General features: G+C 63.3%; 20 protein-coding genes. 7 read left to right on the top strand and 13 right to left on the bottom strand.

All coding sequences use genetic code 11. The annotated features are described in order from the left end of the window. Nucleotides 1-39 precede the first annotated feature (39 nt). The 9 genes from aceA to CLAM6_RS13950 all read right to left on the bottom strand — a co-directional run bounded on the left by aceA (nucleotide 40) and on the right by CLAM6_RS13950 (nucleotide 9,382). A complete protein-coding gene (gene aceA / locus CLAM6_RS13990; protein ID WP_153636429.1) occupies nucleotides 40-1,350 on the bottom strand; it encodes an isocitrate lyase in 1,311 nt (436 codons plus the stop codon). A gap of 197 nt (nucleotides 1,351-1,547) precedes the next feature. After that, nucleotides 1,548-2,318 (bottom strand): hypothetical protein, encoded by a 771-nt coding sequence (locus tag CLAM6_RS13985; RefSeq protein WP_153636428.1) that lies wholly within the window; start codon nucleotides 2,316-2,318, stop codon nucleotides 1,548-1,550. Nucleotides 2,319-2,656: 338 nt separating this feature from the next. After that, nucleotides 2,657-3,088, bottom strand: a complete 432-nt coding sequence (locus CLAM6_RS13980) for a GNAT family N-acetyltransferase (RefSeq protein ID WP_153636427.1) — start codon at nucleotides 3,086-3,088, stop codon at nucleotides 2,657-2,659. Further along, nucleotides 3,085-4,329, bottom strand: coding sequence for a cupin domain-containing protein (locus tag CLAM6_RS13975; protein ID WP_153636426.1), 1,245 nt, complete (start codon nucleotides 4,327-4,329; stop codon nucleotides 3,085-3,087). Before CLAM6_RS13975 ends, CLAM6_RS13980 begins: the two co-directional genes overlap by 4 nt. 257 nt (nucleotides 4,330-4,586) lie before the next feature. Next, nucleotides 4,587-5,954 carry an adenylosuccinate lyase gene (gene purB / locus CLAM6_RS13970; RefSeq protein WP_153636425.1) on the bottom strand — a complete coding sequence of 456 codons (1,368 nt, stop codon included), beginning with the start codon at nucleotides 5,952-5,954 and terminating at the stop codon, nucleotides 4,587-4,589. A 160-nt stretch (nucleotides 5,955-6,114) separates the two neighbouring features. Beyond that, a complete protein-coding gene (gene hflD / locus CLAM6_RS13965; protein ID WP_043333854.1) occupies nucleotides 6,115-6,750 on the bottom strand; it encodes a high frequency lysogenization protein HflD in 636 nt (211 codons plus the stop codon). After that, nucleotides 6,747-7,928 carry a tRNA 2-thiouridine(34) synthase MnmA gene (gene mnmA, locus CLAM6_RS13960; protein WP_054555617.1) on the bottom strand — a complete coding sequence of 394 codons (1,182 nt, stop codon included), beginning with the start codon at nucleotides 7,926-7,928 and terminating at the stop codon, nucleotides 6,747-6,749. The genes hflD and mnmA overlap by 4 nt, the downstream gene beginning before the upstream one ends. 201 nt (nucleotides 7,929-8,129) lie before the next feature. Further along, nucleotides 8,130-8,579, bottom strand: coding sequence for an NUDIX domain-containing protein (locus tag CLAM6_RS13955; protein ID WP_043333853.1), 450 nt, complete (start codon nucleotides 8,577-8,579; stop codon nucleotides 8,130-8,132). After that, nucleotides 8,579-9,382 carry a pseudouridine synthase gene (locus tag CLAM6_RS13950; RefSeq protein ID WP_153636424.1) on the bottom strand — a complete coding sequence of 268 codons (804 nt, stop codon included), beginning with the start codon at nucleotides 9,380-9,382 and terminating at the stop codon, nucleotides 8,579-8,581. The genes CLAM6_RS13955 and CLAM6_RS13950 overlap by 1 nt, the downstream gene beginning before the upstream one ends. 100 nt (nucleotides 9,383-9,482) lie before the next feature. Here CLAM6_RS13950 and icd point away from each other — a divergent pair, with 100 nt between their 5' ends. The 3 genes from icd (at nucleotide 9,483) to clpA (ending at nucleotide 13,917) form a co-directional block, all read left to right on the top strand. Continuing rightward, nucleotides 9,483-10,745, top strand: coding sequence for an NADP-dependent isocitrate dehydrogenase (icd, locus tag CLAM6_RS13945; RefSeq protein WP_043333852.1), 1,263 nt, complete (start codon nucleotides 9,483-9,485; stop codon nucleotides 10,743-10,745). 472 nt (nucleotides 10,746-11,217) lie between these two features. Beyond that, on the top strand, nucleotides 11,218-11,619 hold the full coding sequence (clpS, locus tag CLAM6_RS13940) for an ATP-dependent Clp protease adapter ClpS (protein WP_082388342.1): 402 nt from the start codon (nucleotides 11,218-11,220) through the stop codon (nucleotides 11,617-11,619). Between the two features lie 33 nt (nucleotides 11,620-11,652). Continuing rightward, nucleotides 11,653-13,917 (top strand): ATP-dependent Clp protease ATP-binding subunit ClpA, encoded by a 2,265-nt coding sequence (clpA, locus tag CLAM6_RS13935; RefSeq protein WP_043333850.1) that lies wholly within the window; start codon nucleotides 11,653-11,655, stop codon nucleotides 13,915-13,917. 555 nt (nucleotides 13,918-14,472) lie between these two features. Here the strand turns inward: clpA and infA are convergent. From infA to aat, 3 genes are all read right to left on the bottom strand, one after another. Then, complete coding sequence (gene infA, locus CLAM6_RS13930; protein WP_024953359.1) at nucleotides 14,473-14,691, bottom strand: translation initiation factor IF-1; 219 nt, start codon at nucleotides 14,689-14,691, stop codon at nucleotides 14,473-14,475. Nucleotides 14,692-15,083: 392 nt separating this feature from the next. After that, nucleotides 15,084-15,887, bottom strand: a complete 804-nt coding sequence (locus CLAM6_RS13925; protein WP_054555616.1) for an arginyltransferase — start codon at nucleotides 15,885-15,887, stop codon at nucleotides 15,084-15,086. Nucleotides 15,888-15,923: 36 nt separating this feature from the next. Then, nucleotides 15,924-16,640: a leucyl/phenylalanyl-tRNA--protein transferase gene (gene aat, locus CLAM6_RS13920; protein WP_043333849.1), complete on the bottom strand. Its 717-nt coding sequence runs from the start codon at nucleotides 16,638-16,640 to the stop codon at nucleotides 15,924-15,926. 170 nt (nucleotides 16,641-16,810) lie between these two features. On the opposite strand from aat, the gene CLAM6_RS13910 reads away from it, so the two are divergent. Further along, a complete protein-coding gene (locus CLAM6_RS13910) occupies nucleotides 16,811-20,851 on the top strand; it encodes a DNA translocase FtsK (protein ID WP_277876243.1) in 4,041 nt (1,346 codons plus the stop codon). Between the two features lie 193 nt (nucleotides 20,852-21,044). Further along, nucleotides 21,045-21,713: an outer membrane lipoprotein chaperone LolA gene (gene lolA, locus CLAM6_RS13905; RefSeq protein ID WP_054555615.1), complete on the top strand. Its 669-nt coding sequence runs from the start codon at nucleotides 21,045-21,047 to the stop codon at nucleotides 21,711-21,713. Nucleotides 21,714-21,844: 131 nt separating this feature from the next. Here lolA and CLAM6_RS13900 read toward each other — a convergent pair whose 3' ends face one another. Next, entirely contained in the window at nucleotides 21,845-23,212 is a 1,368-nt protein-coding gene (locus tag CLAM6_RS13900; protein ID WP_153636423.1) for a replication-associated recombination protein A, read from the bottom strand. 312 nt (nucleotides 23,213-23,524) lie between these two features. On the opposite strand from CLAM6_RS13900, the gene CLAM6_RS13895 reads away from it, so the two are divergent. Both CLAM6_RS13895 and CLAM6_RS13890 read left to right on the top strand, forming a co-directional pair. Then, on the top strand, nucleotides 23,525-24,073 hold the full coding sequence (locus tag CLAM6_RS13895; RefSeq protein ID WP_043331576.1) for a hemerythrin domain-containing protein: 549 nt from the start codon (nucleotides 23,525-23,527) through the stop codon (nucleotides 24,071-24,073). Nucleotides 24,074-24,325: 252 nt separating this feature from the next. Then, on the top strand, nucleotides 24,326-25,879 hold the full coding sequence (locus tag CLAM6_RS13890; RefSeq protein WP_153636422.1) for an NAD-dependent succinate-semialdehyde dehydrogenase: 1,554 nt from the start codon (nucleotides 24,326-24,328) through the stop codon (nucleotides 25,877-25,879). The last annotated feature ends 16 nt before the right edge of the window (nucleotides 25,880-25,895 follow it).

Here is a 25,895-nt window from a genome sequence, read left to right as displayed (position 1 = left end):
GGTGCCATGTCTAGGTGTCATGCCGCGATAATCAGCGGCCTAGAACTGGTCTTCTTCCGTGGAGCCCGTCAGCGCGGTGACGGAGGAGTTGCCGCCCTGAATGACGTTGGTCATGTCATCGAAGTAACCGGTGCCGACTTCCTGCTGGTGCGCCACGAAGGTGTAGCCCTTCTCGGCTGCGGCGAATTCGGCTTCCTGCACCTTCTCGACGTAGTGCTTCATGCCTTCGCCCTGCGCATAGTCGTAGGCAAGATCGAACATGTTGAACCACATGTTGTGGATACCGGCCAGGGTGATGAACTGGTACTTGTAGCCCATGTCCGACAGTTCCTGCTGGAACTTGGCGATGGTGGCGTCGTCGAGGTTCTTCTTCCAGTTGAAGGAAGGCGAGCAGTTGTAGGCCAGCAGCTGGTCCGGGTATTCCTTCTTGATCGCTTCGGCGAAGCGGCGCGCCTCCTCGAGGTCCGGCTTGGCGGTTTCACACCAGATCAGGTCGGAGTAGGGCGCGTAGGCCAGGCCGCGGGCAATGGCTTGATCCAGACCGGCCTTGACGCGATAGAAGCCTTCGTCGGAGCGCTCACCGGTCAGGAACGGCTTGTCGTAGTCGTCGACATCGGAGGTGATCAGGTCAGCGGCATTGGCATCGGTACGTGCGATGACCAGGGTCGGGACACCCGCCACGTCGGCAGCCAGGCGAGCGGCCACCAGCTTCTGCACCGCTTCCTGGGTCGGCACCAGTACCTTGCCGCCCATGTGGCCACACTTCTTGACCGAGGCCAGCTGGTCCTCGAAGTGCACGCCGGAGGCACCCGCACGGATCATGGCGGTCATCAGCTCGTAGCCGTTGAGCACGCCACCGAAACCGGCCTCGGCATCCGCCACGATAGGCGCGAAGTAATCGACGAAGCCGGCATCGCCCGGATTGGCCCCTTTCTGCCACTGGATCTGGTCGGCGCGGCGGAAGGTGTTGTTGATGCGCTTGACCACGGTCGGCACGGAATCCACCGGGTAGAGCGACTGATCCGGGTACATGGCTTCACTGGTGTTGTTGTCGGCGGCGACCTGCCAGCCGGACAGGTAGATGGCCTCGATACCGGCCTTCACCTGTTGCATGGCCTGGCCACCGGTCAGGGCGCCCAGACAGTTGACGTAGCCCTTCCTGGCATCACCATTGACCAGTTTCCAGAGCTTCTCTGCACCGCGGGTCGCCAGAGTATTGGCTTCCGGAACGGAGCCGCGCAGGCGCACCACATCCTCGGCGGAATAGGGGCGAGTGACCCCTTTCCAGCGCGGATTCTCGGCCCAGTCCTTTTCGAGCGCGGCAATCTGATCGGCACGTGTGTGACTCATGGTGGCATCTCCTGATGGCTTCGTCGTCGGGGCTCAGCCCCTGGCGTGTTGTCTGTGTCTTGTGTCTGTTCACTTGTCTTTCGTCTGGCGGTCGACGCGAGAGCGACGCGTGAAATGGGAGTGTCGGTGCTCTGCGTCTTGAGTTGCTGCATGACAGTTTGTTGTTGTTATTGATCTTTCAGGCGTTACCAGTGGAGTCACGCCGTGCGACAGAAGGCGTCGTCGGTGGCGTTGTCGAGCTCCGCTGGCTCAGCAAGTCTGAAGCGAGCCTTGATCACGCCAAGGCAGGCAGTTTCCAGGCCGGGTGCCGCTGTCAGCGTGATGCTGTCCAACCAGGGCATCAGGAAGTACAGGCTGGCTTCCAGCGTGGGTAACGTGCAGTGGCTGAGGGTGAGGGCGATGCGTGGTGGCCTGCCGTCCGGCGCGCGCAGCCGTGAGATCAGCTCTCCCCAGCACAGCGCTTCGCGCACGCTGCTGATCTGGGCAATGGCCAGCACCGAATGACGTTCGCCGCGATGCCGCGCGGCGGCCAGGGTCCAGAGGGCCCGGGGGAGCGGGCGGTTGCCCAGCTGCATCCCCGTCACGCCATCGGTGAGTCCGGCAAGCGCCAGCTGGTCAGGCGCGTCCTGCGTCTCGCCTGCGGTTGCCGGCTGCACACTGCACTTCAGCTTCCCATTGCACTTCAGCTGCCAGCCGCTGCCCTGTGAGCGCAGTTGCCACTGCTCGCCGGGAAGCTGCCAGCGCTGGTCGCGACTCAGATGGCAGATCGTCTGCGCCTGTGCCGCCACCGACTCCGCTGTCTGCGGTGGCAGCAGGTCCTTGAGGGGACGTGCCAGCTTGAGAATCCGCGTGCGGATCTCGGCGTTGTGCCATTGCTCGGCCAGAGCGGCATCCTCAGGCTGCCCGAGTACCTGGTCACCTCTACCGCCCATCAGGGTGGTCTGCGTTCGTGAGTCTGAGGTGAGCATGGGCGAATCTCCTGAAGGCGGTGCCGGGTCGGGCAGCGTGTCATGTCGCAGTGCAGCGTAAATGACCTGATCTCTAGCATCGCTCCGAAATTGAGTGCTGTCTTTCATTCCTTGGTCGCATTAAAACGATCGTTTTATACCAGTTTCAACGTTGTGGAATTCCTGTCGACAAACAGTCGTTTTAATATTTCTCAATGACGTCATGATGTCAGTATCCATGGGCCTTGGGGAATGATGACTTGGTCAAGGAGCGGGTTGTAGCCAGACTACAAGAAACTTCAAGGCACAAAAAAACCGGCCCCAAATGGGGCCGGTTTTTGTAAGGCGGACGCTAAAATTCAGTTCAGAATCAAGCGCATGCTGCGGTGCGGTATGCCGGCATCGAGAAACTCGTCGCCGTAAGCCGTGAAGCCGAGGCGTTGATAGAATTCCAGCGCATGGGTCTGAGCATCCAGTAGCACTTCAGCATGACCAGCCTGGCGCGCAGCATGGATGACCGCTTCCATCAGGCGTTGGCCAAGCCCCAGTCCGCGTGCTTCGGAGAGGATGGCGACGCGGCCGACATGGCCGTCCGGCAACAGACGGGCCGTGCCGACGGTGCGGCCATCCAGATGCACGAGGAAGTGTTCGCAGGCGTCATCGCGCCCGTCCCACTCCTCATTCTGCGGCACCTGCTGTTCCTCGATGAACACGACGCGGCGGATCTCGCTGGCCTCGTTGCCCAACGTCTGCCAGTCGCCCCGTTCCAGGCTGATCATGGCGTCACTCATTCTTCATCGTCCTCTTCGTCCTGAAGGTCACATTCCAGTATCAGGCTGCCGCGGTTGATCAGCGCCGTCAGCAGGCTGACCACGGCACTGCGATCAAGGTCTGCCGTGGTGTAGTCAAGCAACACCGCCGTGAGGCGCTGATCGGAGGCCAGTGCTTCCGCCAGCAGCTGAGGGGCCAGGATGCCATCGCCATCGACGAACAGCGTGCTGGTGCCATTCTCGCCGTGACGGAAGGCGAAGCGTGAGCCCAGGGAGCGCACCAGTACGCCTTCATCTTCCAGATACTCGACCAGCTCATGGGTCTTGAGGGCCGGCTCGCGGGCGGCGAGCTGCTCCAGATACTTGGGCTGGGTCATGTAGCGACCGAACCACTGCGCCAGCTGGGTCGGGTTGTCCAGCGTGCTGAGCAGCAATTCACGCACGCGCTCGAGCGAGGCGTCGTCCAGCTCACCGGCATTGGCGACCGGTGCCATGCCCTGGTCACGGTAGCGCAGCGATTCCGGCAGGCTGGCACCCAGATAGTCGGCGTAGGAGGTGACGACTTCATCGGCGGAAGGCGCACGGAAGCCGACGGAGATGGTCATGCAGTCATCGGACTGGCTGACACCGTGGTGCGCCAGGCGCGGCGGCACGTAGAGCATGTCGCCGGGTTCCAGCACCCAGTCCTCGCCCGGAGTGACCTCGAAGTGCTTGAGGATGCGCAGGTCGATGCCATCGATGATCTCGGCGTCGTCACCGTGCATGCCGCCCAGCTGCCAATGACGCTGGCCCTGGGCCTGCAGCAGGAAGACATCGTAGTTGTCCAGGTGCGGGCCGACGCTGCCGCCGGTCGGCGCGTAGCTGATCATGATGTCATCGAGGCGCCAGCGCGGCAGGAAGGTGAAGGGCTCGAACAGCGCGGCGACGTCGGGGACGTAATGGTCCACCGCCTGTACCAGCAGGCTCCACTGGCTGTCGTCCTTGGCGTCGAGACGCGCGAAGGTCGCCTCATCGAAGGGGCCGTGGCTGACCTGCCAGGCCTTGTCCGGGCCGTTTTCCTCGACCAGACGGGCTTCGATGCCATCTTCACAGGCCAGACCGGCCAGTTCATCGGCTTCCAGCGGCGTCTCGAAGTCTGCGAAGGCTCCGCGGATCAGCAGCGGCTTCTGCTGCCAGTAATCGCGCAGGAATTCACGGATGCTCAGGCCGCCCAACAGTGCCAGTGGCGTGTCGGTGTCGCGGGGGGCGGGGGATGTGCTCATGCAGAACCTCTCGAACGCGAACGGCAACCTGTCAGGGGGCGGCGGTCTCGCGATGACGTCGTTGAAGCCGTGTTGCCGGATGGCAGACGGCGATGCGTTCCATGCCTAGCCTTGAGAGCGTGGCATGTCGTGCCCACTGACGGAGAGCGTCAGTGGTCGTGAATCCAGTGTGTCGTTCAGCGTGCTGCGTAATGCGTAATGTATGACGCCGGAGCAGAGGCCCCGGCGTCTTGAGACTTGCAGTGAACCTGCGCCGCTTAGAGCGCCTTGGCCTGTGCAATGGCGTTACCGATGTAGCTGGCCGGGCTCAGTGCCTTCAGCTCGGTCTTGACGTCGTCCGGCAGTTCCAGCGTCTCGATGAAGGCGGCGAAACCGGCCTGGTCGATACGCTTGCCACGGGTCAGCTCCTTGAGCTTCTCGTAGGGTTTCTCGATGCCGTAACGACGCATGACGGTCTGGATCGGCTCGGCCAGCACTTCCCAGCTGTTGTCCAGATCGGCGTTCAGGCGCTCCGGGTTGGCTTCCAGCTTGCTGATGCCTTTCAGGGTCGCCTGATAGGCGATCAGACCCTGCGCCAGGCCGGTGCCTAGGTTGCGCAGCACGGTGGAGTCGGTCAGATCACGCTGCCAGCGGGAGATCGGCAGCTTCTGTGCCAGATGGCCCAGCACGGCGTTGGCGATGCCCAGATTGCCTTCGGAGTTCTCGAAGTCGATCGGGTTGACCTTGTGCGGCATGGTGGAGGAGCCGATCTCGCCGGCCACGGTACGCTGCTTGAAGTAACCCAGCGAGATGTAGCCCCAGACGTCACGATCGAAGTCGATCAGGATGGTGTTGAAGCGGCAGATGGCATCGAACAGCTCGGCGATGTAGTCGTGCGGCTCGATCTGGGTGGTGTACGGGTTGAAGGTCAGGCCGAGGCTCTCGACGAAGGTTTCGGCGTTGGCCGCCCAGTCGATGGCCGGATAGGTGGTCAGGTGGGCGTTGTAGTTGCCCACGGCACCGTTGATCTTGCCGAGCATCTCGATGCGTTCGATCTGCGCCAGCTGACGACGCAGACGCGCGGCGACGTTGGCCATTTCCTTGCCGAGGGTGGTCGGGCTGGCAGTCTGGCCGTGGGTGCGCGACAGCATCGGCTGTTCGGCGTGCTGGTGGGCCAGTGCGACGATCGCTTCGGTCACTTCACGCATCTGCGGCAGCAGCACGTTGTCCAGGCCGCCACGCAGCATCAGGGCGTGAGACAGGTTGTTGATGTCTTCACTGGTGCAGGCGAAGTGGATGAACTCGGTGACGGCGTTGAGTTCGGCGTTGCCCTCGACCTTTTCCTTCAGGAAGTACTCGACCGCCTTCACGTCGTGGTTGGTGGTGCGTTCGATGTCCTTGATGCGCTGGGCATCCTCGACACTGAATTCACTGACGATGCTATCCAGCACGGCGTTGGCATCCGCGGAGAAGGCCGGCACTTCAGCGATCTCGGCGTGGGCGGCCAGGCGTTGCAACCAGCGCACCTCGACGATGACGCGGGCACGGATCAGGCCGAATTCACTGAAGTGCTCGCGCAGGGCCTCGGTCTTGGCGCCATAGCGGCCATCGACGGGAGACAGGGCGGTGAGGGCGGACAGCTGCATGATGAGAATCTTCCGATGGTGGCAGGACATGATGCGCTGCCGGTTCAAGTGTCTCGGAGCCCGGTTGATGGGCCCCAGCGTTGTTGAAGCGAATTCGGGTGTGAATCTGGTGCGTCAGGTGACGCGCTGGCGCTGGCGCGAGCGCGTAGGCGGGCTCGGCTCAGCCCAGCTGCTGCAATGACTTCTTGAGCGCGCTGCGCTGGAAGACCAGCTTCCAGCGACGGCCACCCTGCTGGTCCCACAGCAGCGCGAAGCGCACGCCTGCCAGTAGGGCGCAGCGGATGCGTTCCGGCATCATGCGCTGCTGCAGCAGGCCGGGGTCGCCCTGCACCACGATCCGGTAGCGGAAGGTGGAGAGGGTCTGCTGGTAAAGCTCGCCCAGACTTGCGATCACGTTCTCGTGGGTCGGCCCGAAGTGCTCGGCCTGGCCCTGGATGCGGGTCAGGCCCGCGCCCAGCTTGTCCAGCATGTCCGGGTCCTTCTTGAGCTTGCTCATCAGCATCACCAGCGAGAAGCCGTAACGCATCACCACGGGCGAGACCTGGCGACGTTCCATCACCGCACTGACGGTGTCGATGCCGAGCCGCAGGCGGTTATGGTGCCCGCCGTAGATGGCTTCGAAGCTTTCCGGATTGGTATCCAGCGTGGCATTGACTAGGGTTTCCCAGGCGCGCTCATCGCACTGGCCGTGGCGGGCCAGCTCATCGACCAGCGCGGCTGCCTGGAAGACGCCCGCCAGCGAAAGTGCCTGGCGGGTAGTGGTATCAGTGACGGGACGGATCGGCACGCTGGTCATTGCGCGGCGGACTCCTCGGGGCCAGAGAGCGGGGCGGTGGAAGCGCTGGCGTCCGCCGCCGGAAGTTTCCAGGCGGCATCGATCACGCCGCCGCCCAGACAGATGTCGCCGAGATAGAAGACGGCGGACTGGCCGGGCGTGACGGCGCGTTGCGGTTCATCGAAACGCACCTCGACACGCTGGCCGTCATTGACGATCAAGGTCGCAGCCTGATCTTCCTGGCGATAGCGGTTCTTGCAGCGAATGCGCAGCTCGCCATTGGCATCGGTCTGCGGCGGCTCGCCCGCGACCCAGTCGACGGATTCGGTGCTCAACGCCTGAGTGTAGAGCAGGTCGTGGTGCTTGCCCTGCACGGCGATCAGCACGTTGCGCTCCAGGTCCTTGGCACACACGAACCAGGGCGCGTCCGGATAGCGCTTGAGGCCACCGATTCCCAGCCCCTGGCGCTGGCCGAGGGTGTAGTACATCAGGCCCATGTGCTCGCCGATGACATCGCCATCGGGGGTCTCGATCTTGCCGGGCTGAGCGGGCAGGTACTGCTTGAGGAAGTCGGCGAAACGCCGCTCGCCGATGAAGCAGATGCCGGTGGAATCCTTCTTGCGCGCGGTGATCAGCTCATGCTTCTCGGCGATGGCGCGCACTTCGTGCTTCTCGAGCTCACCGACCGGGAACAGGGTGCGCGCGATGGCCGCCTGCGGCACGGCATGCAGGAAGTAGCTCTGGTCCTTGTTAGTGTCCAGGCCCTTGAGCAGGCGCGGAAGACCGTCACGCACGCCGCCACGCACGTAGTGACCGGTGGCGATCAGCTCGGCGCCCAGCATCTCGGCATACTCGAGGAAGACCTTGAACTTGATCTCGCGGTTGCACAGGATGTCGGGATTCGGCGTGCGACCGGCCTTGTACTCGGCCAGGAAGTGCTCGAAGACGTTGTCCCAGTACTCCGCGGCGAAGTTGGCGGTGTGCAGCTTGATGCCGAGCTTGTCGCACACGGCCTGGGCATCGGCCAGGTCTTCGAGGGCGGTGCAGTATTCGCTACCGTCGTCTTCGTCCCAGTTCTTCATGAACAGGCCTTCGACGTGGTAGCCCTGCTCCATCAACAACAGGGCAGAGACGGAGGAGTCGACACCGCCGGACATGCCGACGATGACCTTGGTTCCGGTACCGGTTTCAGCGGTCATCAGTTCTCTCGTCACCCGCATGGCCGCGGGTTGTCACAAACAGGGGAGGCGGCAGACCCGTCATTCTGGCGCCGCTTGAATGGGCGGGATTATACCTGAATGCGGGGGTGGGATTCACCCCGCCTGCGCCGTCTGCCGCACTGGGCCAGATGAGCCGCTCGACAGCACGCCCGGCGGCGGACTTCCGGCGCGGGCAATCGCTCAATCGTGCAGCACATCCAGCGGGAAACGCTTGCCACGTTGGCTGTCGCGAATACGCCGGGTCACCAGCGGGCTGCGCAGGCGACCCATGTCCTCGAGCTGCTCGATCTCCTCAAGCGACAGCCAGTGCGTTCTGACGATGTCAGGGTCCAGCGGCGTGCACAGGTGCTCAAGGGCGGCGGCCTCGAAACTGTGGGAGTGGAAGTGGGTGCCGTCCTCGGCCACATGCACATAGAGGCCGAGATAGCCGGTCAGCAGGATGCGCCAGGCGGTTTCCTCGCGGACTTCGCGTTGTACGCCGTCGATGATGCGCTCATGGGGTTCGAGATGGCCGGCCGGCTGGTTGAACACCGTGCAGGGCCCGCCCTTGTCTTCCTCGACGATCAGGTAGCGCCCGGCGCGTTCGACGACGCAGGCGACGGTGACATTCGGGGTCCAGCGAGCAGCCATCAGGATTTCCTTCCTTTCTTGGGGGATGAGGGACGACGGGAGGGGGCGCGGGCGCCGGGTGTCTTGCCTGAACCCTTGCCTTCAGTCTGGCCAGAACTCCGACGGGAACCCCGACCTGAGCCCTTGCCGCTCTTGCCCGCGCTGTTGCCTCTATTGTCACTGCCCCGGGGGCCAGCGTTGCCGGTGCGGCGCTCGCCCGGCTTGCCAGTCGCGCCCTTGTGGCGTGGCGAGCGGGACTCGCGACGAGGTGGCGCAGGCATCTCGACTTCCTCGCTGCGCCATTCACCGGGGGCAAGGCCGTCGAGCTTCCACGGCCCGATGGCCGCGCGGATCAAGCGCAGGGTCGGTAGGCCGACGTGGGCGGTCATGCGGCGCACCTGGCGATTGCGACCTTCGCTGATGATGATCTCCAGCCAGTGGGTCGGAATGCTCGCACGGAAGCGCACAGGGGGTTGCCTGTCAGGCAACTCGGGGGGCTCGATGCGCCGCACTTTGGCTGGGCGCGTCATGCCATCCTTGAGTTCGACACCGGCACGCAGCGCGGCGATGGCCTGCTCGTCAGGGGCACCTTCCACCTGTACCCAGTAGGTCTTGGGCTGCTTCTTCTTCGGGTGCGCGATCTGGTGGGAGAGTGCGCCATCACTGGTGAGCAGCAGCAGTCCCTCGGAGTCATAGTCGAGGCGCCCGGCGGCATAGACATCCGGTACGTCGATGAAGTCAGCGAGTGTCTGGCGGCCCTGATCGCGGTCGGTGAACTGGGTCAGGACGCGGTAAGGCTTGTGAAGCAGATATATGAGAGACATGGTTTAGACTTTTGTCGCGGCTGCCGTATAAGCCTACTGTGAGAAGCGGCACGGGTGCTATACTCGCGCCTCCACTGAATCCATGACAGGGGAGTTATCAATGGGGTTCCAGAAGATTGTCGTCCCGGAAGGCGGTGCCAAGATCACCGCTAATTCCGACAATACCCTCAACGTTCCGAATAATCCGATCATCCCGTTCATCGAAGGCGATGGTATCGGTGTGGACGTGACTCCGGCCATGAAGATTGCCATCGACGCTGCTGTCGACAAGGCCTATGGCGGCGAGCGCAAGATTCACTGGATGGAAGTCTACGCCGGTGAAAAAGCCACTCACGTTTATGATGCTGACACCTGGCTGCCGGAAGAGACTCTCGAGGCTGTCAAGGATTACATCGTTTCCATCAAGGGTCCGCTGACCACTCCGGTGGGCGGTGGTATTCGCTCCCTGAACGTCGCTCTGCGTCAGAAGCTGGATCTGTACACCTGCCTGCGCCCGGTGCGCTGGTTCACTGGTGTGCCGAGCCCGGTCAAGAAGCCGGCTGACGTCGACATGGTCATCTTCCGCGAAAACTCCGAAGACATCTATGCCGGTGTCGAATGGAAGGCGGGAACGCCGGAAGCCGACAAGGTCATCAAGTTCCTGCGTGAAGAGATGGGTGTCACCAACATCCGCTTCCCGGAGAACTGCGGTATCGGCGTCAAGCCGGTCTCCGAAGAAGGTACCAAGCGTCTGGTCCGTCAGGCTGTCCAGTACACCATCGACAACGACCGTGAGTCGCTGACCCTGGTGCACAAGGGCAACATCATGAAGTTCACCGAAGGTGCCTTCAAGGACTGGGGCTACGAAATCGTCAAGGACGAGTTCGGCGGCGAGCTGCTGGATGGCGGCCCGTGGATGACCTTCAAGAACCCGAACAACGGCAAGGACATTGTGGTCAAGGACGTCATCGCTGACGCCATGCTCCAGCAGATCCTGCTGCGTCCGGCGGAATATGACGTCATCGCCACCCTGAACCTGAACGGTGACTACCTGTCCGACGCTCTGGCGGCGGAAGTGGGTGGTATCGGTATCGCGCCGGGTGCCAACCTGTCCGACACCGTCGCCATGTTCGAAGCGACTCACGGTACTGCACCGAAGTACGCTGGCCAGGACAAGGTCAACCCGGGCTCCGTCATCCTCTCTGCCGAGATGATGCTGCGTCACATGGGTTGGGTCGAAGCGGCTGATCTCGTGCTGAAAGGCGTCGAGAAGGCCATCGCCAAGGGCGAAGTCACCTATGACTTCCATCGCCTGATGGACGATGCCAAGCTGCTGAAGTGCTCCGAGTTCGGTCAGGCTGTTGCTGACAACATGGATGCCTGAGACCCTGCGTTGATCTGATGCCCAGGCATCAGGTTGCGTGACAGGTTTCAGCAGAAGGCCCCCGGACATGTCCGGGGGCCTTCTTGCGTTTGAGATGGAAGCTTCTCGGTCGCGCGCTCAGTCTGCTGCCAACGATTGCCACTCCTGGGCGTTCTGCGCGGTAGCATTCCGGGTTCCATTGAGCGGCGAGACGCTTGAATGGGTCGCCAGTTGGCGACGCCTGTCGAGAGGTGTCTGTCGCGTATGTGAGCGAAAATGCATGCAAATGTCCGCATTCATGTCAGAGCGTCGCGATGAAGGCATGAACGTGTACGCCTGGACGTACGTGACTAAAGCTTGCAACCAGATCGACAAGCCCCCATCTTTTCCTTATCACACCCACATTGAGACGACGTGGCAGCGCTTGACCTTCTCCGCGGCGCGTTGAGGCAATCTGCTTCGTCACGGCTTGTGTTCACCGGATCAGCCCCTTATGTTCAAGACAGAGACATCGCGCGGCAGTCCTCCCTTTCTGGAGACACTGTCGATCAGCAATCAGGCCCCGTCGGCTCAGGAACCCGGATACCAGGAAGACCACGAAGGTGATCTGGCATTCGAGACCGCTGAGCCTGAACTGGCTCCACCGCCCATGTACAAGGTCGTTCTGCACAATGATGACTTCACGCCGATGGACTTCGTCGTGGAGGTGCTGACCACCTTTTTCAACAAGGATCAGGAGCAGGCAGTACAGATCATGCTCGCTGTCCATCATCAGGGAAAAGGAACCTGTGGCATCTTCAGTCGCGATATCGCGGAAACGAAATGCCACCAAGTCAATCAATATGCTCGAGAGTGCCAGCATCCGCTGCTGTGCGACATCGACCGGGCGGAGTGATCCGTCCAAGACGCGGCCTAGAGGGGACTTGCCATGTTGAGCAAAGAACTTGAACTGACCCTGAACACGGCCTTCACCGTGGCACGTTCCAAACGCCACGAATTCATGACCGTGGAACACCTCCTGCTGGCACTGCTGGACAATGCCTCCGCTGCCGATGTCCTGCGCGCCTGTGGTGCCAATCTGGACAAGCTGCGAGTCGACCTTCAGGACTTCATCAATTCCACCACCCCGCTGATTCCGGAAGAGCAGGAAGACCGCGAGACGCAGCCGACGCTGGGCTTCCAGCGCGTCCTGCAGCGTGCCGTCTTCCACGTGCAATCCTCCGGCAAGAGTGAAGTGACCGGCGCCAACGTGCTGGTGGCCATCTTCTCCGAGCAGGAAAGCCAGGCCGTCTACTTCCTCAAGCAGCAGAATGTCGCGCGTGTGGATGCGGTCAATTACATCGCGCATGGCATCTCCAAGGTCGCGGGTCACACTCAGACGCCCCAGGCGTCGGTCGAGAATGAAGAGAGCGAAGAGGCGAGCAGCGAGGGCGGCAACAACCCGCTGACCAACTACGCCACCAACCTCAACGAGCAGGCGCGTCTGGGCAAGATCGACCCGCTGATCGGCCGCGATGGCGAGCTCGAGCGCGTGGTGCAGATTCTGGTGCGTCGCCGCAAGAACAACCCGCTGCTGGTCGGTGAGGCCGGTGTCGGCAAGACCGCCATCGCGGAAGGTCTCGCCAAGCGCATCGTCGAGGAGGACGTGCCGGACGTCATCAAGGAAGCCGTGGTCTACTCGCTGGATCTCGGGGCGCTGCTGGCCGGCACCAAGTACCGCGGTGACTTCGAGAAGCGTCTCAAGTCGCTGCTGGCGGAGCTGCGCAAGGAGCCGAACTCGATTCTGTTCATCGACGAGATCCACACCGTCATCGGTGCGGGTGCTGCGTCCGGTGGCGTGATGGATGCCTCCAACCTGCTCAAGCCGCTGCTGTCTTCCGGCGAGCTGCGTTGCATCGGTTCCACCACCTTCCAGGAATTCCGTGGCATCTTCGAGAAGGACCGCGCCCTGGCGCGTCGCTTCCAGAAGGTCGATGTCATGGAGCCGTCGGTGGATGACACCATCCGCATCCTCAAGGGGCTGCGTGGTCGCTTCGAGGAGCACCATGCCATCAAGTACACCGATGCTTCGCTGGAAACGGCAGTGCGTCTGGCGGACCGCTACATCAACGACCGTCAGCTGCCGGACAAGGCCATCGACGTGATCGACGAGGCCGGTGCCCACCAGCGCTTGCTGCCGGAGAGCATCCGCGTCGATACCATTGATACCGAGCAGGTCGAGGCGATCGTCGCCTCCATCGCCCGCATTCCGCCGAAGACGGTCTCCAGCTCCGACAAGAAGCTGCTGTCCAATCTCGAGCGCGATCTCAAGATGCTGGTGTTCGGGCAGGACGACGCCATCACCGGGTTGTCCGCGGCGATCAAGCTGTCGCGTGCTGGCCTCAAGGCGCCGGACAAGCCGGTGGGCAGCTTCCTGTTCGCTGGCCCGACAGGCGTCGGCAAGACCGAGGTCGCTCGTCAGCTGGCGGCGCTGATGGGTATCGAGCTGGTGCGCTTCGACATGTCCGAGTACATGGAGCGCCACACCGTCTCGCGCCTCATCGGGGCACCGCCGGGCTACGTCGGTTATGACCAGGGTGGTCTGTTGACCGAAGCCATCACCAAGCAGCCGCACTGCGTGCTGTTGCTGGATGAGATCGAGAAGGCACACCCGGAAGTCTTCAACCTGCTGCTGCAGGTGATGGACCACGGCCGCCTGACCGACAACAACGGTCGCGAAGCGGACTTCCGCAACGTCATTCTGGTGATGACCTCCAATGCGGGTGCCGAGCAGGTGGCGCGTCGCTCCATCGGCTTCAAGCACCAGGATCACTCCACCGACGCCATGGAAGTCATCCGCAAGACGTTCTCGCCGGAATTCCGCAACCGCCTGGATGGCATCATCCAGTTCGGCGCGCTGGATCTCGCCGTGGTGCGCAATGTGGTCGACAAGTTCCTGGTCGAACTGCAGGCGCAGCTGGATGAGAAGCGCGTGCAGCTGGACGTCGCTGATGAGGCGCGCGACTTGCTGGCGACTCTCGGGTATGACCCGGCGATGGGCGCTCGCCCTATGGCACGCGTGATTCAGGAGAAGCTCAAGAAACCGCTGGCAGAGATGATCCTGTTCGGCGACCTATCCGAGTCGGGCGGCATCGTGCATGTCACGGTCGACAATGGCGAGCTGCACCTGGAAACGGAAGCGGAAATGGCGTAATCTGACGCTCAGCTTGCTGCCCTGAAGGGGCGACATGAACGGTCAGTGCTCAAGCACTGGCCGTTTTTTATGCCCGTCAGTCAGCAAGCTGTCCGCACTGGGCGTGCGTCGAGTCGATCGCCCAAGGCCTGATGCGCGCGCACGCCAAGGGGCTCGCCATCCTCAAGGGAAGGGCGGGGAGTTGGATGAGTACTGGAGGAGGCGAATGCGTACTGGGGGAGAAGATGCCCAGCGGGGATGAGCCGCCTGTCATCATTGAATGGGAGCGAAGACCAGATTGGCGTTCGGGCTCAAGACGCATTCATGGGACAAGGCGGCATCATCGGAATACTCAGGCATACGCCATCGAGGTGGCGGGTGTCTCGCCGCGAAGGGCAAGTCTTGCAACCTCGATGCGTTCCGGGTCCGGGCGGAGGGTTCAGGCGGAGGTGACGCTGGTGCCTGAGATGCCGGGAACGACCGGTTCAGCCAGCCGGTGTCATGATGATCGCATGCAGGTCCAGGACGTGCAGAGTGATCGATGGCATGGCAACCGGCAGGGCAGTCTGACCGTGCTTAGCGCGAACGGTAGACGATACGGCCCTTGGACAGGTCGTACGGAGTCAGCTCAACCTTGACCTTGTCGCCAGTCAGGATGCGGATGTAGTTCTTGCGCATCTTGCCGGAGATGTGAGCGGTCACGATGTGGCCGTTTTCCAGTTCAACACGGAAAGTGGTGTTCGGAAGGGTGTCGACGATGACGCCTTCCATTTCAATATGATCTTCACGCGCCATATAGGCTGATCCTCACTTATTACAGGGAATACTGCTGGTAGTTCCGAGCCGCCTCAGCACAAAAAGTGCCCGATTCGGGACTTCGATACGCGATATTGTGCCGTAAGGGCGGCGGCAAGGCAAAGTCGAAGCGCGATTGTACGCTCCTTGAGCGCCTGTGGGCAGCTCAGGAGGAAGATAAAAATCGGCATCTTGCGCCGGGGCAACTCCCGGCAGGCGGTTGGTCGGCACTCGGCGCTGTCTGGTGAGCCCAGCCAGCTGAGCGTTGCGTCACCTTAGCGTTGTCAGAGCGCTTGCGTCGAGAGGGCGCCTGGAGAGAGTGTCGAAAGAGCCTATGGAATGAGCCCTTGGAATGAGCCCTTGGAATGAGCCCATGCAATGAGCTCAGCGCGTCACTCGCCGGATGTCACTGACGCGCCTTGCTTGACCAGGCTCAGTGGCAGATGACTGTCGGTATGATTGGCCGGGATGCGTCGCCGCCAGTGGCTGCCATCCAGATACTCGAGCGGCTGGAAATGCTGCTTGTAGTTCATCTTGCGGCAATCACGGATCCAGTAGCCCAGATAGAGGTGGGTCAGGCCTTCGCGGCGTGCCTGCTCAATCTGCCACAGCACCGCGTAGGTCCCCAGCGAGCGCTGATTCAGTGACTCATCCGGATCGTAGAAGGTATAGATGGCGGACAGGCCATGACTCATGCGGTCCATGGCGGCGACGGCCACCAGACGGCCATCGAGGCGAAAGCTCACCAGGCGGGCATAGTCATCGCGGGAGGTGAGGAAGGTGCGATACTGCTCATGACTGGGCGGGAACATGTCGCCATCCGCATGACGGCTGCGGATGTAGTGGGCGTACAGGCGATAATGCTCGGGGTCGAAGAGTGCCGGCCCCTCTTCGATGACCAGGTCGGCATTGCGACGCACCAGACGCTTCTGGGTGCGGTTGGGCGTGAAGTCGGCGATCGGCACGCGTACGGAAATGCAGGCACGGCAATCACCGCAATGCGGACGATAGAGATGAGAGCCGCTGCGGCGAAAGCCGAGCAGGGCAAGGGCGTCATAGACACCGGAATTGGGCGCTTCCTGCGGATCGAGAAACAGCGTGGTCGCCTGGCGGCCTTCCAGATAGCTGCAGGCGTGCGGTACCGTCAGAAAGAAGCGCAGATCGCGTTGCGGTTGCTTGGGGGTATTGCTGCTCACCGTTGCATCATCTCCCTCTTGGAATTGCCGTGGCCATCATTCCCGGGCGTGCTGCGTGGGCCAGGATGTCAGTGACCACTTGCCCTCATGCCCTTGGCCAGTGGCATACTGGTCAAGATAGCTGATGAAATCGCTGCGGGCGATGCTGCGGGCGCCAAGACTTGCCAGGTGCGGAGTATGCATCTGACAGTCGATCAACGGAAAATCCCGTGCCTTCAATTCCTGGCACAGGATCACCAGCGCCAGTTTCGAGGCATCGGGCACGCGCGAGAACATCGACTCGCCGAAGAAGATGCGTCCACAGGCGACGCCATACAGGCCGCCCACCAGAGAATCGCCCTGCCAGACTTCAACGCTGTGGGCATGTCCCATGGCATGCAGGGCGATGTAGGCCTGCTGCATTTCTGGCAATATCCACGTGCCTGCCTGGCCATCGCGAGGAATGCTGGCACAGGCATTGATCACACCGGTAAAGTCGCGGTCGATACTGTAGCTCAGGCCTGCATTGCGCAGGCGCTTGGCCAGACTGCGGCGTACACGGACTTCCTCTGGCTTGAGCACCATGCGTGGGTCCGGTGACCACCATAGGATGGGGTCACCCGGACTGAACCAGGGAAATATGCCGCGGGGGTAGGCCGCCAGCAGCCACTCGGGACTGAGTTCGCCCCCTGCACACAGCAGGCCGTCGGGCTCGCTCAGGGCGGTGGAAGCATGCGGAAAGCGGACAGGGGCAGGGGGAAGCCAGGGAAGCATGGGCAGCCTCTTGTCGGTTCGGGAACATGCACGGAGCAATGGGCTCCTGGCGCCTTGGCGTCATGAGCAGACGTGAATCGGCAATTATGACGTCACTGCCATCGAATGGTTATGATAACCGGCTGAAGGTACATGGAAAATCGCCCACAAGGTGCAAGGGGGATGGCGACTTGACTGCCAAGAGTGCCAGAAAGACAAGTCGGGAACAGGCCAAGCCTGAAACCCGTAGCCGCCGTGCGGCAGCAACACCCAGGAAGCGTGCCCGTCAGAAAGCGGACTCGCCGGGCTTCTTCGCGCGTCTGCGCGGTGCTTCGGCCACTGAGTCCAGCCCGGCACGCAAGACGCCGCGCGTCTCGGGCAAGCCCGCGAGGAAGGACGCCAGCGGCCAGCCTGCTGCCAAGGCCAGAAACAAGCCGCGCGTGCAGGAAGAGAGTCCTGCAGCCCAGCGCCGCGCCGAGCGTCAGGCCGAACGCGCCGAACGCCAGGCCATCCGCGCCGAGCAGCGTGCGGAGAAGGCAGCGCGACCACCGTCACGCCTGACCACCACCCTGCAGGGCGTCAGCCGTGAAGGCGTGGTCATTCTCATGCTCAGCCTCTGTGTCTTCATGCTGCTGGCGCTGTTCAGCTATGCGCCGACGGACCCCGGCTGGTCCTACAGCGGCCCTGAGCTGACGCCCAGCAACTGGATGGGCAGCATCGGCGCCTGGCTGTCAGACGTACTGTATTCGCTGTTCGGCGGCAGTGCCCTGTGGTGGCCGGCGATGCTGGGCTTCGGTGCCTGGCGTCTGATGCGTCAGCCCAGTACAGAGCTGGTGTGGGACCCGACGACCATCGCGGTGCGCGCTGGCGGCCTGTTCCTGCTGATCATGGCGACCTGCGTCATCGGTGATATCCAGTTCTACAGCCCCGACAGCCAGCTGACCAACGGCGCAGGTGGCATTCTCGGCAAGGGCATCGCCGGGGCACTGACGCCATTGATCGGCATGGGCGGCACGGTACTGGTCGCGATGGCCAGCTTCCTGTGCGGCTTCACGCTGTTTACCGGCATGTCGTGGCTGACGGTCATGGATGAGCTGGGCAATGGCTGCATGCGGGTGTCCGGCTGGTTCGCCGAGCGCTTCAACAGCCGCCGAGACGATCAGGACGGCTACGATGACGAGGCAGCCTACGCCGAAGAGTCGCTGACGCACGAGGACGGTGAAGAGGATGACTCGGATCGCGACCCGGCCCCCAGACTGAGCTGGTGGCAGCGTCTGCTGCCGGGCCGCCGTGCCCGCGAGGAGGAGCGGGACGAGGACAGCGACGAGATTCTGCTTGGTCGCCGGCAGGAGGCAGAAGGCATCGCCGCCGAGCCGCGCGGCCAGCGCCGTGTCGAGCCGTCTCTGGATGGCGGCACCGACGAGGCGATCAGCGCTCGCGATGACTTCGCGGATGACCGCAGCACCGATATCCCGTGGCAGACCGCTGAAACCACGCCTTCCGCCAAGGTGCCGGGCGCTGCCTACACCGAGCGCATGACGGTGCAGAGCGCCAATGTCAGCATCGAAGGGGTTGATCTGGCCGCGGCCCTGAAGACCGCCGTGGCGGCAGAGGCCGCCTCCGCGCCGCGTGTCGCGCATGCCGATGTCACGCGCTCCCGTCTGCCGCAAGCCGCTGCCATTGAGGCCGAGCGCCAGCGTCATGCTGACGCCTCAGCCACGACACAGGCTCCCAAGGCGGCGACGCCAACCCCTGGCGTCGAAGACACGGCATCAGCCTCCGACAGCACGGCTGCCCCTGCTGCCTGGGACGCCGCCTCTGCCTTTGCGCCGACCGCTCGTCACGACACGGCTCGTCATGAGACCGCCCGTCACGAGACGGCGCAAGACGCTCAGGTGCAGAGCGAGGCCGAAGCTCACAAGGCACAGGCACAAGCACAAGCTCAGGCTCAAGAGCTGGCTCGCGAGCAGGAGGCGCAGCGCGAAGCTGAACAGAAAGTACAGCGTGCAGCCGAGCAGCAAGCGGCAGAGCGACAAGCGCAGCTTGAAAAGCAGGCACAGCTCGAGAAACAGGCGCAGATTGAGAAAGAGGCACAGCGTGAGCGCGACGTGCAACTTGCGCGCGAGCGCAGCGATGCCGCACCGGATAGCCGCAATCAGCCGCCGGAGCCCAGGGACGACGATGATGCGCCCCTGCCCGGCAATGGTGGTCAATTCGCCACGGCCGCAGGGCTGGCTGCCGGTGCGGGTGTGATGGCGGCCGGTGTCGCGGCGGCCTCATCCGAGACTCCCGCTCGCAAGGCGGTCGTCTCCTGGGATGATGCCTTCGAGCAGCCGACGGGCAACGCGCCGACACAGGCAGACGCGCCTGCGGCGCCGAGCAGCCCGTCTGCCACGCCGCAGCAGCATGCCCCTGAGCCGCGTCAGCCTGCAGTGCCTCATCAACCGGCCGAGCCGGTCGCGCCAGCGGAGCCCGATTCCGTGGCGCCTCAGGCCGAGCATGTGCCGCCTTTCGAGGCGCCGACAGCCACGCCGGAAGCGACCCCCACTCCGGCCGAGCGCCCCTCCTGGGCCTATGACGGCGATGAGTCCGGCATGGTGCCGGGCGGCGGTCGTCTGGCGACGGCGGAGGATGCACAGGCGGCTGCCAGTGATCCCTCCGGCCCGACCCTGTGGACCGTGGAGCACATGCAGAGTCAGCGCCATGAAGGTGCCGATCACGAGGACGAGCCGGAAGGGGACCTGCCGCAGCTGAGCCTGCTGACGCCGCCGGATGCCCAGAAGCCCAACTACAGCGAAGAAGAGCTCGACCAGATGGCCGAGCTGCTGGTGGTGCGTCTGCGCGAGTATGGCGTCAAGGCCGAGGTGGCGGATGTCTGGCCGGGGCCGGTCATCACGCGCTTCGAGATTCAGCCGGCGCCGGGCGTCAAGGCGTCCAAGATCTCCAACCTGTCGACGGACCTGGCGCGTTCACTGCTGGTCAAGAGCGTGCGTGTGGTCGAGGTGATTCCGGGCCGTCCGACGGTCGGCATCGAGATCCCCAACCCCAACCGCGCCATGATTCGCCTGCGTGAAGTGTTCGATTCCGATGCCTATCAGCTGGCGGAATCTCCGGTCACGCTGGCGCTGGGGCAGGACATCGGTGGCGCCCCTGTCGTGGCCAACCTCGGCAAGATGCCACACCTGCTGGTCGCCGGTACCACCGGTTCGGGCAAGTCAGTCGGCATCAACTCGATGCTGATCTCGATGCTGCTCAAGGCCACGCCGGACGAAGTGCGCATGATCATGGTCGACCCCAAGATGCTGGAGCTGTCGGTCTATGACGGCATTCCGCACCTGCTGGCGCCGGTGGTGACCGACATGAAGGAGGCCGCCAACGCCCTGCGCTGGTGTGTCGCCGAGATGGAGCGTCGCTACAAGCTGATGGCCGCCATGGGCGTGCGCAACCTGGCCGGCTTCAATGCCAAGATCGATGAAGCCGAGGCACATGGCGCCCAGATCGCTGACCCGCTGTGGGAGCCGCAGCCCTGGGAGATGCACCAGCATCCGCCGGTGCTCGCCAAGCTGCCTTACATCGTGGTGGTGATCGACGAGTTTGCCGACATGTTCATGATCGTCGGCAAGAAGGTCGAGGAGCTGATCGCACGTCTGGCCCAGAAGGCGCGCGCCGCGGGCATTCACCTGATTCTGGCCACCCAGCGTCCGTCGGTGGACGTCGTGACCGGCCTGATCAAGGCCAATATCCCGACGCGCATGGCCTTCCAGGTCTCTTCCAAGATCGACTCGCGCACCATCCTCGATCAGGGCGGCGCCGAGGACCTGCTGGGCCACGGTGACATGCTCTACCTGCCGGCCGGTGCCGGCATGCCGACGCGCGTTCACGGTGCCTTCGTCGATGATGACGAGGTTCACCGCGTGGTCGATGACTGGAAGCGTCGCGGCTCGCCGGAGTACATCGAGGAAATCCTCACCGGTGGTGTGCAGGCCGATGCATTGGCCGGTCTCGAGGCCGAAGGCGAGGACAGCGATGCCGAGCAGGATGCGCTCTACGATGAGGCCGTGGCCTATGTGGTCGAGTCGCGTCGTGCCTCCATCTCTGCCGTGCAGCGTCGCTTCAAGATCGGGTACAACCGCGCCGCGCGTCTGGTCGAGGCGATGGAGATGGCGGGTGTCGTCTCCGCGATGGGCACCAACGGCTCGCGGGAAGTGATCGCGCCCAACCACAGCGGCTAGTCGCCGCAGGCCTGGTCGCTGAAACACACGAAGGGGAGCTTTTTGCTCCCCTTCGTGTCAAAGACGTCAGATAACAGATCACTGCCAGCAGGCTGTTGGCAGCAATCATCCCGAATCGCTGAAATGATGATGGTCAGCTGCAGGGCCTCGGTGCCGAGGCTTGCCACTGGTCTTCCTCATCGCAAGGAGTTTCATGAAGACATTGTCCCGTTCTTTCGCTTCTTCGTTGACCGCTCGTCTGGCCAAGGGGCTGGGTGCCGCCCTCATGCTGGGCATGGCCGCTCTGCCAGCGCACGCCGAGGAATCGGCAGGCGATCGTCTGTCGCGCCTGCTGGAGCCGCTCAAGACCTATGCTGCCGACTTCGATCAGCAGATCCTCGATGCCTCCGGTCAGCGTCTGCAGGAAGCCAAGGGCAAGATGTGGCTGTCGCGCCCGGGCAAGTTCCGCTGGAGCGTCGATGCGCCGTACCGTCAGGAAGTGGTGTCGGATGGCAAGGAAGTCTATCTGCATGATCCGGACCTCGAGCAGGTCACCGTGCAGCCGCTGGATGAGCGCGTCACCCACACGCCGGCGCTGTTGCTGTCCGGTCGTGCCAGTGAGCTGACCGCCAACTATGCGGTCAAGCGTCAGCAGCAGGGCGCGCGTGAGACCTTCACGCTGACGCCAAAACAGGCCGATACGCTGTTCGAAAGCCTCAAGCTGACCTTCGACAGCGAGCAGCTCGACATGCTGCAGATGGCGGATTCCACCGGCCAGCGCACGGCGATCGACTTCAGCAACGTGCAGTACAACCCGTCGCTGCAGGATAGCCGTTTCGTGTTCCAGATCCCGCAAGGCGCCGACGTCATTCGCGAGCAGTGATCACGCCCAAGGTGCAGCGCAAATCCTGAATACGCTTGACCAGACAGGAACGCCCGGACCAGGTGGTCCGGGCGTTCTTGTCTGTGCCAGTCGCGACTCGGCAGCCACGTGCGCGCAGGATTCGCCGCTGATCAGCTCTGTCCGGGCGTCTCGCCACGGTCTGCGGCGGCGTCCTGCTCGCGGCGCCAGCGCTCAATCTCGGCGAAGCGCTTCTCGCCACCATGCTGGGTCGGGCGGTAGAACTGCTGGGTCGGCAGCTCTTCTGGCCAGGCATCGTGAGAGCGGCCGGCCGGATAGCCATTGGGCTCGTTGTGGGCATAGCGATAGCCTTCGCCCATGCCAAGCTCCTTCATCAGCGTGGTCGGGGCATTGCGCAGGTAGACCGGCACCCCGAAGTGGGGCTGCTGGCGCACGAAGGCCTTGGCTTCCTTCCAGGCCACCTCGATGGCATTGCTCTTGGGCGCGATGGCCAGGTGGATCGCCGCATGCGCGATGGCGCGCTGGCCCTCGTAGTCACCGAGGCGCAGATAGGCGTCCCAGGCGGCAATGGTCAGCGGCAGGGCGCGTGGGTCGGCGTTGCCGACATCTTCCGAGGCAATCGCCGTCAGACGCCGCACGACATCGAGCGGGTCGCCGCCGCCATCCATGAAGCGCGCCATGTACAACAGCGCCGCGTCGGGCCGCGAGGAGCGTATCGACTTGTGGATCGCCGACAGTAGGTCGTAATAGTCATCGCCCTGCTTGTCGAAGCTGGAGGCCTGATGGCCCAGCACGGCCTCCAGCGAGCTGTCCTCGAGTATCTCGCGCGTTCCCCCCTGAGCGTCTGGCTCACGACGCACGAAGTCACAGGCGGTCTCCAGCAGGCCGAGAGCGCGGCGTGCATCGCCGGAGGCCGAGCGCGCGATGCGGGTCAGCGTCTCGCGGCTGGCTTCGATATGACGCTTGCCGAGGCCGTTGACCTCATCCTGCAGGGCGCGCGTCAGCACCTCGATCAGGTCGTCCGTCTCCAGGGCCTTGAGCACATAGACCCGCGCCCGTGACAGCAAGGCCGAGTTGACCTCGAAGGACGGGTTCTCGGTGGTCGCACCGATCAGCGTCAGCAGGCCGGATTCCACATGCGGCAACAGGGCGTCCTGCTGGCTCTTGTTGAGGCGGTGGATCTCATCGAGAAACATCACCGTCTGGCGATCGCTGGCCTGGAAGTGTCTGGCGCGCTCCACCACCTCACGGATGTCCTTGACGCCGGCCATCACCGCCGAGAGCTGCTCCAGGTGCGCATCACAGCCCTTGGCGAGAATCTCCGCCAGCGTCGTCTTGCCGACCCCCGGCGGCCCCCACAGGATCATCGAGCGCACCACGCCGGAGGCCACCATCTGGCGCAGCGGCATGTCAGGCCCGACCAACGCTGTCTGTCCGATGTAGTCGTCCAGGGTGCGGGGACGCATGCGGAAGGCCAGTGGCGCATGGGAATTCGAGGCGGTATCGGCAAAAAGATCCATCGGCGAGTCTGGCTCCGGCAGGCGTGGGGCAGTATTGCGCTCATCATGGCCGATCCTGCAGGCCTGTACAAATCAGCAGGGGCGGCGCGGTCAGTCAGCGGCCTCAGGCCGCGCGTGGCATTGCACCAGACTGTCATGTTTTCCTGACAGCATGACACGCTCATTTAGGCAATCCCACCCAACGTCTAACTGGCGCTCGGGGGATGTGTCCTACACTTCTAGGTGACGACATTGCTACATTCGGTAGCAATGCCCGAGGCGGCAGCGCTGTCTGCCAGCATCGGCCACCTGTTCCGTAAGGAGGAGGAAGTCATGCCCAATGTGACTCAGCTGCGCCAGGACCACGCCAACATGGCCCGTCTGCTGCACGTGCTTTCGCACCGCCACAAGACGCTCGTCAGTGGTGAGCGTCCCGACTTTCGCATGATGCGTGAGGTGGTGGATTACATTCTCGATTACATGCAGGGCTTCATCATTCCGCTGGAGCGTCAATGCACCCAGATGCTGTGCGAACGCTCCGAAGACGCCGCGCCACTCTGTCAGCGCCTCATCCAGCAATATCGCACCCTGCACGAGCGTCTGGACAAGCTGTCCGACAATCTCGACAGCATCCTGATGGACCAGATCATCCCGATGGATCAGTTCAATGCCGACCTGCGCGAGTATGTGGAGGCACACCGTGACTACCTGCGTGCCGAGCGCCAGGAGCTGTTCCCGCTGATGCGCGACAACCTCAGTGACGAGGAATGGCAGCAGCTGACCGATGCCATCCCGCATGCGCGCACCGAGCTTGAGCGTCTCCAGGAAGCCTATCCGGAACTCTACGCCGAGCTGACCGAGAGTGATGTCGTGACCGCCTGAGCCACGTCGGTCCGATCAGTGACGCTCTGATCCATAACGGTCTAGTCAGGAACTCGCCACACAGAAAGAATCCGCACTTTGCCCGCCACAACAGAAAGAACGCCAAGTCGTTGGCGGGTATTCCGAAAGTCTCCACGTCCCATCTCCCCCACACTGAGGTCATCACATGACGCCCGCCGCGTTTCGGTGGGCGTTGTCTTTGGCGGTGTTCCGCCTTCTCTGATGACGGCCGTGCGGCCCGGGAGACAAGCGATGAGTGCTCAATCTCTTGCACGACAGTGGGCAACTTCCCAGGACGGAGCGACGTCCGAGCCCGCCCAGTTCGCCAGCCAAGGCATTGCCCTGGAAGATCCGCGCCTGTTTCGCCAGCTCGCCTACGTGAATGGCTGCTGGGTGCATGGTGAAGGCGGACGCGAGGAGGCGGTCTTCGACCCCGCCACCGGCGAGCGTCTCGGCCAGGTGCCGTGGCTCGAGGAGGCGCAGATCGACGCCGCCATCGCCACTGCCGATGAGGCCCAGCGTGAATGGCGCAAGCTGCGCGTCGACCAGCGCGGCGAGCTGCTGGATGCCTGGTACGACCTCATCCGCGCCCACAAGGAAGACCTGGCCATGCTGATGACGCGTGAGCAGGGCAAGTCGCTGGACGATGGGCGTGGCGAGGTGGAATACGGTGCCAGCTTCGTACACTGGTTCGCCGAGGAGGGCAATCGTGCCTTCGGCGAGACCATTCCCAGCCATATCCCGAATGCCGCGCTGGGCACCGTGCGTGAGCCTATCGGTGTCGCGGCGCTGATCACGCCGTGGAACTTCCCGCTGGCGATGATCACTCGCAAGGCCGCGGCCGCGCTGGCGGCGGGCTGCACGGTGCTGGTCAAGCCGGCCGGCGAGACGCCGTTCTCGGCGCTGGCGCTGGCGGAGCTGGCCGAGCGTGCCGGCATTCCCGCAGGTGTCTTCAGCGTCATCACCGGCGAGGCCTCCGAGGTCTCCAGGCAGCTGTGTGACGACCCGCGCGTCGCCGGGCTGTCATTCACCGGCTCCACCCGGGTCGGGCGTCTGCTGCTGAAACAGTGCGCCGACAGCGTCAAGCGTGTCTCGCTGGAACTGGGCGGCAACGCCCCCTTCATCGTCGGGCCGGACATGGACCCCGAGGAGGCTGCGCGCGCCGCCGTCGATGCCAAGTTCCAGACCTCCGGTCAGGACTGCCTCGCGGCCGACCGTATCCTGGTCCACGACAGCCTCTACGAGGACTTCCTGAGCCACTTCGCGCGCATCATGAAGCAGCTCAAGGTCGGCAATGGCCAGGTGAAGGGGATCGACCTTGGCCCGCTGATCCACCGCGACGCCGTCGCCAAGGCGCAGACCATCGTCGATGACGCCGTCGAGCGTGGCGCGCGGCTGATCCACGGCGACCAGAGCATGGCGCCGGGCCCCAACTTCTTCATGCCGGTGCTGCTGGCCGACATCACGCCGGACATGCGCGTCTGGCGCGAGGAAACCTTCTCGCCGGTGGCCGGCATCACCGCCTGGCACGATGAGGAAGAGGTGATCGCGATGGCTAACGACACCGAATACGGCCTCGCCGCCTACGTCTATACCCACGATGTGCGCCGCATCTGGCAACTGATGCGTGGCCTGCGCTTCGGCATGGTCTCGGTCAATTCCGTCAAGATGACCGGCGCGCCGATTCCCTTCGGTGGCGTCAAGCAATCCGGCCTGGGTCGCGAAGGTGGCCGTCAGGGGCTCGAGGAATATCTCGATATCAAGTACTACTGTCTGGGTGGACTGGAAAGCGCCTCCGGAAGTTGAGACGGACATCCTTCAC

Origin of the sequence: Cobetia sp. AM6 (assembly GCF_009617955.1) — a bacterium.
Lineage (GTDB): Bacteria > Pseudomonadota > Gammaproteobacteria > Pseudomonadales > Halomonadaceae > Cobetia > Cobetia amphilecti.
The sequence above is the reverse complement of the archived record's forward strand: the minus strand, read 5'-3'. Positions and strand labels throughout refer to the sequence as shown.